Origin of the sequence: Modicisalibacter ilicicola DSM 19980, assembly GCF_900128925.1 — a bacterium.
In the GTDB taxonomy this organism is placed as follows: domain Bacteria; phylum Pseudomonadota; class Gammaproteobacteria; order Pseudomonadales; family Halomonadaceae; genus Modicisalibacter; species Modicisalibacter ilicicola.
This window is the reverse complement of sequence record NZ_FQUJ01000006.1, coordinates 130,118-140,398: the sequence shown is the minus strand read 5'-3', so window position 1 is coordinate 140,398 and position 10,281 is coordinate 130,118. Positions and strand designations below refer to the sequence as shown.

8 protein-coding genes are annotated in these 10,281 nt (G+C 65.0%); 3 read left to right on the top strand and 5 right to left on the bottom strand.

The genetic code is table 11. The features are described 5' to 3' along the window. Positions 1 to 68: 68 nt before the first annotated feature. Entirely contained in the window at positions 69 to 1,175 is a 1,107-nt protein-coding gene (gene trmA / locus BUA41_RS08195; RefSeq protein ID WP_072821638.1) for a tRNA (uridine(54)-C5)-methyltransferase TrmA, read from the bottom strand. A 36-nt stretch (positions 1,176 to 1,211) separates the two neighbouring features. After that, the gene (gene murI, locus BUA41_RS08190) at positions 1,212 to 2,009 is read right to left on the bottom strand and encodes a glutamate racemase (protein WP_072821636.1); all 798 of its coding nucleotides are present in this window, start codon (positions 2,007 to 2,009) and stop codon (positions 1,212 to 1,214) included. Positions 2,010 to 2,226: 217 nt separating this feature from the next. Here murI and BUA41_RS08185 point away from each other — a divergent pair, with 217 nt between their 5' ends. Together BUA41_RS08185 and BUA41_RS08180 are read left to right on the top strand one after the other, a co-directional pair. Continuing rightward, positions 2,227 to 2,667 carry a LexA family protein gene (locus BUA41_RS08185; RefSeq protein WP_072821634.1) on the top strand — a complete coding sequence of 147 codons (441 nt, stop codon included), beginning with the start codon at positions 2,227 to 2,229 and terminating at the stop codon, positions 2,665 to 2,667. Positions 2,668 to 2,669: 2 nt separating this feature from the next. Beyond that, entirely contained in the window at positions 2,670 to 3,932 is a 1,263-nt protein-coding gene (locus tag BUA41_RS08180) for a Y-family DNA polymerase (protein WP_072821632.1), read from the top strand. A gap of 19 nt (positions 3,933 to 3,951) precedes the next feature. Here BUA41_RS08180 and BUA41_RS08175 read toward each other — a convergent pair whose 3' ends face one another. Further along, positions 3,952 to 4,497 carry a hemerythrin domain-containing protein gene (locus BUA41_RS08175; protein ID WP_217652789.1) on the bottom strand — a complete coding sequence of 182 codons (546 nt, stop codon included), beginning with the start codon at positions 4,495 to 4,497 and terminating at the stop codon, positions 3,952 to 3,954. A 302-nt stretch (positions 4,498 to 4,799) separates the two neighbouring features. On the opposite strand from BUA41_RS08175, the gene BUA41_RS08170 reads away from it, so the two are divergent. Next, the gene (locus tag BUA41_RS08170) at positions 4,800 to 6,143 is read left to right on the top strand and encodes a replication-associated recombination protein A (RefSeq protein ID WP_072821628.1); all 1,344 of its coding nucleotides are present in this window, start codon (positions 4,800 to 4,802) and stop codon (positions 6,141 to 6,143) included. Between the two features lie 244 nt (positions 6,144 to 6,387). On the opposite strand, the gene lolA is transcribed toward BUA41_RS08170, so the two are convergent. After that, positions 6,388 to 7,023, bottom strand: a complete 636-nt coding sequence (lolA, locus tag BUA41_RS08165) for an outer membrane lipoprotein periplasmic chaperone LolA (RefSeq protein ID WP_072821626.1) — start codon at positions 7,021 to 7,023, stop codon at positions 6,388 to 6,390. Positions 7,024 to 7,142: 119 nt separating this feature from the next. Beyond that, positions 7,143 to 10,193: a DNA translocase FtsK gene (locus BUA41_RS08160; RefSeq protein WP_072821624.1), complete on the bottom strand. Its 3,051-nt coding sequence runs from the start codon at positions 10,191 to 10,193 to the stop codon at positions 7,143 to 7,145. Positions 10,194 to 10,281: the final 88 nt, after the last annotated feature.

Sequence of the window (10,281 nt, the reverse complement as noted above, 5' to 3'; positions counted from 1 at the left end):
CTTCATGGCGCATGACGGATGCGCATCAGCCATTGACATTGCCTCGACACGAGCAAACCCCACGAGCGTCAGTGACGTCGCTCGAGCAACACCCCGCATTCGCAGTGAGTCGTCCAGGGGAACTGGTCGAACAGCGCCAGCCGTGAAATGGCATGGGTATCCTGCAACTGCTCGAGATTGGCCAGAAGAGTGTCGGGATTGCAGGAGATATAGACGATGCGCGAATAGTCGCGCAGTTGCTCGCAACTGCGCTCGTCCAGCCCCGCCCGGGGCGGATCGACCAGCACCGTGGTGAATGCATGCTCGCCGAGGGCCATGTCGGCCACCCGCCGCCCCCCCTTCTCGCCAGCCAGGGCCTGGGCGAACTCCTCGGCGGACATCCGCGCCACCGTGACATTGTCGATGCCGTTGGCGGCGAGGTTGATCCTGGCCGAGGCCACCGAGGTACGCGAGATCTCGGTGGCCAGCACCCGGCGGAAATTCTCCGCCAGGGCGACGGTGAAATTGCCGTTGCCGCAATAGAGCTCCACCAGATCGCCCTCCTGGCTGTCTCGCGTCACGTCCCTCGCCCACGCCAGCATCTTGCGGCTGACCTCCGCGTTCGGCTGGGTGAAGCTGTTTTCCACCTGCTGATAGACGAACTCGCGCCCTTCCACCGCGAGGCGTTCCCAGACATGGTCGCGTTCGAGCACCAGGCGCTGCTTGCGCGCCCGGCCGATGATCATGACGTCCAGGCGTGCCTGCAGGGCTCGCGCTTCCCGCTCCCACGCCTCGTCCAGTGCCCGATGATAGATCAGGGTGATCAGCGCCTCGCCGGCCAGGGTGGTAAGGAACTCGACCTGGAACAGCTTGCGGCGCAGCACCGGGTTGCCACGCAGCGCCTCGATCAGGACGGGCATCAAGGCATTGATGCGCTGGCTGGCGACCGGGTACTGGTCGAGACGCACGATCGTCTTGTTGCTCGGATCGGCGGGGTCGACCTCGAACATCGCGTAGTAGAGATCGTCACCTTCATGCCACAGGCGAAACTCGCAGCGCTGGCGAAAGTGGCTGGGCGGCGAGGCAAAGACCTCCAGCGCCGGTGGATCGAGGTGTTCGAAGCGCCGCTCGAGGGTGTCGCGCTTGGCTTGCAGCTGTTGCGGGTAGCGGTCGGGTTCGACGACGGGTACGGCCACGAGGTCTCCTCGATGGAAAGGTGGATGGAGATGACATCAGCGTAGTGACAAGGGGGCAGGCAAGGCTGCCAGTGGACGCGATGCGGCGAATCCATGGGCATTCAGGGCCTTGTCGAGGCCCGGCTCCGGTGCGGTGGCCCAGGCCGGCCCGGCGCCCCGAGCGATCGCGATTTCGGCCACGACACTCGCGACACGCCGGGCGATGGCATCCCCCGAGTCGACCCAGGCGACCGGCCCGGGGGCACAGGCGCTCAATGCGTCGGTCAGCAATGGGAAATGGGTGCAACCGAGCACCACGGTATCGAGCGCGGCGATCTCCCAGAAAGGTGCCAGCTCGCGGCAGATGGCTTGCCGGTCCAGCGGCAATCCCTTGAGCTTGCGCTCCGCCTGGGCGACCAGGCCGTCGGCAGCCACCCTGACGACCCTGCAATGCGCGGCGAAATCGCGGATCAACGCTTCGGTATAGGGGCGTCGCACGGTCGCCGAGGTCGCCAGCAGACCGAAGACGCCGCTGCGTGTCGCCGCCGCTGCCGGCTTGATGGCTGGCACCGTGCCGATCACCGGTATCGACAGGCGGGAGCGCAACTCCTGCAGCGCCAGGGTGCTGGCCGTGTTGCAGGCGACGACCAGCGCCACGGCACGGCTGGCCTCGGCGGCGGCACAGCAGACATCGGCGATACGCGCCACCAGCCAGGCATCCGGCTTGGTGCCGTAGGGCAGCATGGCATTGTCGCAGGCATAGGCCAGTGCCGCCCCTGGCAGGCGCTGGCGTATCGCGGCCACGACCGACAGGCCACCGACACCGGAATCGAAGACAAGAATCGGACCGCTCATCGGGCCTCTCTTCTGCGGGTTTCCACCTACTGCGGGTTTCACGCCTTGACGTCCTGCCTCTCCAGGCGGGCTACCGCGCATTCTATGCAACCGCTACCACGATGTCTGCCCGGCTTCGGGCGAACGGGTCCCGGGGTGGGGCTTGCCAGCGGACAGGATACTGTTTATTTTTACAGCATGTTTTCATCGATACTCAACTCTCGTCCCGGAGACCCGCATGGGCATCAGTCACGTCGCCTGCACCCCGTCCCGCAACACATCGATCACCCCCTGCCAGACGGAACACCGTGGCGCCAGCGGCTTCCCCTCTCCCGCGGACGACTACCGGGAAGCCCCGCTGGATCTCAACCAGTACCTGATCCCGCGCCCGGCTTCGACCTTCATCATGCGCGTGACCGGTGGCCACCTGGCAACGGCCGGCTTCCATGACGGCGATCTGCTGATCGTCGACCGCTCCCAGACGGTGAGGGCCGGCCAGTGGGTCGTGGCCATCATCGATGGCGAGTTGACCCTCCAGCAAGTGGAGAACCAAGGTGTGCGCTGGTGGCTGCGCGGTGGCGACCCGCGCAAGGCGCGCCTGCCGCTGGACGGTGACGATGACTGCCGGCTGTGGGGGCTTGTCTCGCATGTCATCCATGACTGCCGGCGGGCGAGCTGACCGTGTACGCACTCATCGATTGCAACAACTTCTTCGTCAGTTGCGAACGACTCTTCGACCCTGCCCTGGAAGGCCTCCCGGTGGGCGTCCTGTCGAACAACGACGGCTGCGTGATCGCCCGCTCCGAGGAACTCAAGGCACTGGGGGTCGCCATGGGCATGCCGGCGCACAAGATTCCCGCCGCGCAGCGCCGCCGGATCGTGCTCCGATCCTCCAACTACGCCCTCTATGGCGACCTGTCGGGACGCGTCCAGCGCGTGCTGGCCGAATGCGTCCCCGCCCTGGATCCCTACTCCATCGACGAGTGCTTTCTCGATCTGCGAGGTCTCACCGGCGATCTCGATTCCCTGGGACGCGACCTGGTACGGAGCGTGGAGCGCCACGTGGGGTTGCCGGTATCGCTGGGCATCGCCCCGACGCGTACCCTGGCCAAGCTGGCCAACCGCCAGGCCAAGCGCATGCCGCATCGCCCCCAGGTCTGCGTCTGGCCGGACGCCGGCGACCCGGCTCTCGACCGGCGCCTGCGGCAACTGCCGGTCAAGGCGATCTGGGGGATCGGGGCACGCCTGGCGCTGCAGCTGGCCGCTCTCGAGATCCACGACGCCGCGGCGCTACGCGACGCCCCCGAACCCTGGCTGCGCAAGCGTTTCAGCGTGGTGGTGGCACGCACGGCCCGGGAACTCAAGGGAATACCCTGCCTGGAAGCTCAGGACCTGGAAACGCCTCGACGCAGCATACTCTGCTCGCGCTCCTTCGGGCGCCTGCTGAACGACCGCGATCAACTCAGCGAGGCCCTGCGTCATCACTGCCAGCGGGCCGGCGAAAAGTTGCGCCGCGATGACCTGCTGGCCGGTGCCGTCGGCGTGTTCCTGCGTACCAGCCGGCATCGCGCCGGCCCCCAGCAGCACCATCCACTATGGACGACACTGCCCTTTCCCAGCGCCGACACCCTGCGCATCAACCAGCAGGCCCAGCGACTGCTGGAGCAGCTCTGGCGTCCGGGGCATGCCTATCAGAAACTGGGCATCATGCTCGCGGAACTGAGCCCGCGACGCTACAGCCAGGCCTCCCTGCTCGAGGGGGCCGAACCGCGCCGCCAGGAGGCGCTGATGGAGACCTGGGACACCATTCGCCAGCGCTACGGACGCGAGGCACTGACACTCGGTGTCCAGCAGCACCAAGGGGCCTGGCGCATGAACAGCCGCTATCGTTCGCCGCGCTACACGACTCGCTGGGATGAACTGCCCCTGGTACGCGCCAGATGAAAGCGTTCTCGGACCACCTTCAGGAAAAGGGCGAGGGTGCCTCCTTGAACTCCGCATACAATTGCGGGTAGGCCTCCTGAAGACGCGATAGACTGGCTTCCGCTCCTTCCGGCAGCATCTTGAGCAGACGCATCTGGTCCTCGTCGGTCAGATGCTCGCGAATGAGCGGAAACAACTGCTCGCGCTCGGCCCGCAGGTAGGCGCGGTGAGCGTCGAGATAGGCCTTGAGATCGTCCGCGAAACGATCCATGGGTACGACTGCGTCCATGAGGATCATGTCGATGTTCTGGGAAAGCTGGTTGAGGCGCTCGTGCAACGCCTGATAATCCTCGGCCAGATGGCGGCTCAACTCGTCGGCCTCGGGCACCTTGGCGAGCAGGTGCTCGCTGTAGAGGCGCTCCAGCGGCACGGTAAAGGTATCCATGTAGTCGAGAATGTAATCCACCACCTCTCGAACCAGATGAAAATCGGGACGCTCGCCCTGTTCCAGCGTCTTGTGCTTGAGCGACAGCACGTGCAGCAACCGCGCCATGTTGGCATGATCTTGTCGCAGTTGGGTGAGCATGGGCATGGGGAAGTCTCCTATGCTTGAGCAGGGCATGTCGATGCGCTGCCCTGCATTATCGCCGATGTAGATGACACGGATACCGTACCCGGGGCTCGCCGTCCATTACCGGCAGCATGGCGAGCCTCGCGGTCAAACAGAAAAGTGGCCACGCCGCGTGTCCTGGTCCAAATGTTTACCCTAGTCGTTACGACACCATTACGCCCGTAAAAATTTTGCGCGCATATTCACAGGCCCTTCAGGATCTTGCGATACATCGAGCAAGGGCCGGGCCCTGATTCTTTACATGCGAGCCGAACATCATGGATCTATTCAGTCAAGACGCTCAACAGGACAATGCTCCGCTGGCCTTTCGCATGCGCCCCCGACGGCTCGACGACTATATCGGCCAGCAAGCCCTGGTCGGTCCCGACAAGCCTCTGCGGCGCATGGTCGAGAGCGGCACATTGCGCTCGATGATCCTGTGGGGGCCGCCGGGGGTCGGCAAGACGACCTTGGCCGAAATACTCGCCGAGGCCTCCGGGGCACAACTGGAACATCTCTCGGCGGTCATGGCGGGAGTGAAGGAGATCCGTGCTGCCGTGGAACGGGCACGGATCGGCCTGAGCCAGCAACGCCCGACCGTGCTGTTTCTCGACGAGATCCACCGCCTCAACAAGAGTCAGCAGGATGCGTTGCTGCCGCACGTCGAATCCGGGCTGCTGACCTTGATCGGCGCCACCACGGAGAACCCCTCCTTCGAGGTCAACTCGGCGCTCATCTCCCGGGCCCGGGTCTATGTCCTCAGGAAACTCGACGAGGCCGACCTGATCGATGTGCTTCGCCGGGCGCTGGAAGACGAGGAGCGCGGCCTGGGCAGCCGGCGCATCAAGGTCGACGAGGAGGTATTGGCCGTACTCGCCCGGGCCAGCAGTGGCGATGCTCGCCGCGCCCTGGGCCTGCTGGAGACCGCCAGCGACTTCACACGCCAGGAAGGCGACCATGAGCGCCTGGACAAGGACGCCCTGCAAGCCGTGATCGGCCATCGGGCCAGCGCCTTCGACAAGCAGGGCGATCACTACTACGACCTGCTCTCCGCCATTCACAAGTCGGTTCGCTCGTCGCGTCCCGATGCGGCATTGCTGTACATGGCGCAGTTCATGCAGGGGGGCGGCGACCCCCTCGATGTCATACGCCGCCTGGCGGCCATCGCCTCCGAGGACGTCGGCAACGCCGAACCTCGCGCCCTGCCACTGGTCATGGCCGCCTGGGATGCCTATCTGCGGCTGGGCGATTACGAGGGGCAACGGGCCATCGCCCATGCCGCCATCCATCTGGCGGTGGCCCCCAAGAGCAACGCCATCGATCGCGCCTGGAAGGGGGCCAGGGGTTTCGTCGCCGAACACCCGGACCTGGAAGTGCCCACCTATCTGCGCAATGCGCCGACCAAGCTGATGGCCTCGCTGGGGCATGGCGAGGGCTATCGCTACGCCCACAACGAACCCCAGGGCTACCCGGCAGGCAGCGCTCACGACTGCTGGCCGGACGAACTGCCGAGAGCGCGCTTCTTCGAGCCCGGCGAACAGGGCCAGGAAAAGCGCTTCAAGCAGATGCTGGAGTATCGAGCCGAGCTGGACAGTCAGGCGGACCAGGAAAACAATGGCTAAAAAAAGGATCTTCACGGATTTCCGTGAATGGCTGCGGGGTGGCAGGAGCTCGATTCATCGGGCGATTCCGGCCAACCCCTCGCTCGCTGAAGCGAGCTCCCACAAAAGCCCAGATTTCGGGTGCTGGCGGGGGCCCGATTCATCGGGCGAATGCCGTGTAGTGGTGCCGGCGCTAATTTGCAATGAACCTAAAAAAACCGCCCGAGAGGCCCGGACGGTTCTAGCCAAGAGGACAGGAAGGCAATCAGCGCGATTCGCGAATCACATCCACATCATCGGGGATCTCGAACTCGAACTTGGCCGGGTCGATCTGCCGATTGTGCTCGATCGCGTCGAAACCGATGGCGGTCTGCTGCCCCGTGCTATCGTCCATGCGCAACCCGGCCAGCTGTTCGGAATCGAACACGAGCTGGAGTTGCTCGAACAGCGTGTCGGGGCTCTTCGGCGTCAGCCTGAAGGTTTCGCGGGTGCCCTGTTGCCGGCGCGTCACCTCATAGCTCTCGGCCAGGGCGTCGGCGCTACCTGAAAGCAGCAGCGCCGGGGTATGGGTCACCCGGGTATCCAGCGGCTGCACCGTCACCTGGGCAAGATCGGGATCGTACAGGTAGACCTGGTCGCCATCGGAGACCACGACCTGTTCGTAGGGCTCATCGACCTCCCAGCGAAACTTGCCGGGGCGCGACAGCCACATCGTGCCGCTGGCGCTCTGCAATCGAGCACCGCCGCTGTCGAGAATCTGCTGTTCGAAATCGGCGGAATAGGTCTCGAGGGGCTCGAGCAACTGGGTCAGCCGCGAGGCGGCCTGCTCGTCGGCCTTCACGACCAGCGGCATCAACAATGCCACCCCCACTGCTGCCAGCCCTTTGAACAATGGCTGCATGCCTTCTCCTTGGTTCGATGGATGTCGAGCGGCCGCGTGCGACCGTGTCGATTCATGGACCGCCGCAATGGGCAAATTACTGCAGCAAGCCCCTGATTTCCTCAGTGACTGCACGTTTCTCAGTCACCGACCGGCGGCGGTGCCAATACCTCGCGGCTACCATTGCTGCCCATGGAGGAGACGACACCCGCCGCCTCCATCGCTTCGACGAGCCGCGCGGCACGGTTGTAGCCGATCTTGAAACGGCGCTGCACCGCGGAGATCGAGGCCCGGCGCGATTCGGTGACGAACATCACCGCCTCGTCGTACAGGGCATCCTGCTCCGCATCGTCGCCATCGCCCCCACCTTCGGCCTCCAGCCCGGTCAGGGCGTCGGCGTTCACGCCACCGGTCAATATCTCTTCGATATATTCCGGCTCGCCGCGACGCTTCCAGTCCTCGACGATGCGGTGCACCTCGTCGTCATCGACGAAGGCGCCGTGCACGCGGGTCGGCATGCCGGAGCCCGCCGGCAGATAGAGCATGTCGCCGTGTCCCAGCAACGCCTCGGCCCCGCCCTGATCGAGGATGGTGCGCGAATCGACCTTGGACGACACCTGGAAGGCCATGCGGGTCGGAATATTGGCCTTGATCAGGCCGGTGACCACATCCACCGAGGGCCGCTGGGTAGCGAGAATGAGGTGGATGCCCGCGGCACGCGCCTTCTGGGCCAGGCGTGCGATCAGTTCCTCGACCTTCTTGCCGACGATCATGAACATGTCGGCGAATTCATCGATCACCACGACGATGTAGGGCAGCTTCTCCAGCACGGGCGGCTGCTCATGCATCTGCCAGGGTTGCGGCTCCCACAGCGGGTCGGCCACCTGGGCACCGGCCCGCTCGGCTTCATCGAGCTTGGCGTTGAAGCCGGCAATGTTGCGCACCCCCATGGCCGCCATCAGCTTGTAGCGGCGCTCCATCTCGGCCACGCACCAGCGCAGGCTGTTGGCGGCCTCCTTCATGTCGGTGACCACCGGCGCGAGCAGATGCGGAATGCCATCGTAGACCGAGAGTTCGAGCATCTTGGGATCGACCATGATCATTCGCACCTCGTCCGGTGTCGCCTTGAGCAACATCGAGATCAGCATGGCATTGACCCCGACCGACTTGCCGGAACCGGTGGTGCCCGCCACCAGCAGATGGGGCATCTTGCCCAGATTGGCCACCACCGGAGCGCCCCCGATGTCGTGGCCGAGCGCCAGGGTCAGAGTCGAGGCGGCCTGCTGGAAGGCATCGGAATCGGTGACCTCTCGCAGGCGGATCATCGCGCGGTGAGGGTTGGGGATCTCGATGCCCACTGTGGGACGTCCGGGAATCACCTCGACCACTCGCACGCTCTTGACCATCAGCGAACGGGCCAGGTCCTTGGCAAGATTGCTGATCTTGGACACCTTGACACCCGCCGCCGGCTTGATCTCGAAGCGGGTGATGACTGGCCCGGGCCAGGTCTCGACGACCTCGGCCTTGACACCGTATTCGCGCAGACGGGTCTCCAGCAGCTCCGCCATGTCGGCGAGTTGCTGGGGCGAATAATTGGGCTTGGCGGGCTCCGGCGGCGTCAGCAGGCGAACCGAAGGCAGATCGCCATCGGGCTCGGCCAGATCGTCCATGGCCGGCCGCTGATTCTGCAGATGTTCGACCGTCCAGAGTGTCGGCCCTTGAGGGTCCGCAGCGGCCTCGCGCGCCTGCTCGGCACTCGCCACGCGCTGAGGGGATTCGTCATCCGTTTTCGGGGCATCGTGCAGCCGGGGGAGTTCTTCATCGGCTGAAGAGGCCGATGCATCGCTCCAGGTCAGGCGCGGCTCGCTCCCCTTCTCTTTTTCTTCCTCGCCATCGTCCCATTCGTCCCAGTTGATGTCGGGTGGACCTTGGCGTGCCGCTGAATGGGGTGATGACGCCGAAGAGGCGAATGCATGGGGTTCATCATCAAATGCCTCTACCGCCGGTTCCGGCTCCCGGTTGTGCGAGGGCTCCCGAGGCGGCCTCTCGGGCTCCGGATCGACGGGGCGTCGCAGACTGGCCGGGATGCGCGAATCGTCGACGGAAGAATCGCGCGAGGAGGCAGCCCCGGGCGCCGGCTGCGAGGGTGAAGTGGCGAAGGCGGTCTGGAGACGTTCCTCCTGCGCCGTGTAGGCGGCTCCCGGCTGCTTGGCAGACGGCGTGCGCTCAGGCACCTCCCAGGGAATGGAGGTTCCCGAGTCGCGCTCGGCACGCAGCGTCATGCCGGGATCGCGGGATGGCAACGGCTCCTGCTCCTGCTCTTCCTCGAACCGCGGCTCCAGACGCCTTCCACCGGCAAGCGCCGGCTCGGCATCCCAGTGGGCCAGTTGCGGCCCCTTGCCACGGCCAAACCAGCGCCGCCACCAGGGCTGGGGCTCGGCCATGTCGCGCGTCTCGGCGGTGCTGGCTTCCTCCCGGGCAGCGCGTCGTTCCTGTCCTTCGTCACGGCCAGAGGCCAGCTGCTCACGGGCGCCGCCGAACTGGCCATGAATCCAGCTCAGCAGGCGCTGGGTACGCATTCCCACCTCGTCCATCACCGTCAGCCATGACAGACCGGTAAACAGCGGAAAGCCGCAAAGAAAGGAAGCCAGCGACAGCAAGGTCGTACCGCGCAGCCCCACCAGAGGCACCAGCGCATCCCTGAGCCCTTCGCCCAGGATGCCCCCGGCGGAATAGGGAAGCTCGCTGGCCGGGTTGTAGAAATGCAATGCTCCCAGACTGGTGGTTGCCAACAGCAGCAGGATGAAGCCACCGGCCCTGACCGCCATGGCAGTGGCATCCCACTCGAGGCGTATTTCCCGCTGCATCATCAGCCGCCAGGCGGCGAACCCCAGCATGCCCGGCCACCAGAGCGCACTGGCACCGAACAGGGAGTACAGCACATCCGACAACCAGGCACCTATCTGCCCCATCCAGTTGGCGACATCTTGCTCGGGCCCACTGTGGGACCAGCCGGGGTCCTGAGGCGTATAGCTGAAAAGTGCCAGCAGCAGGAACACGCAGGCCGCCAGCAGCAGGATGACCACGCCCTCTCGGGTAGAGCCTTGCAGGCGCAGACCAAAGCGTCGCGCCTTCTCCTTGGCCTGGGCCGTCGAACGCCGACGGTTCACAGGTTTTTTCTTGGTACTCAAATGACTATTCCTCTTCACCTCGCATACAGACGCCAACGCCCTCGTATCCAAAGGACCATACATCTCACGCGCAGGGAGATTGACCTTT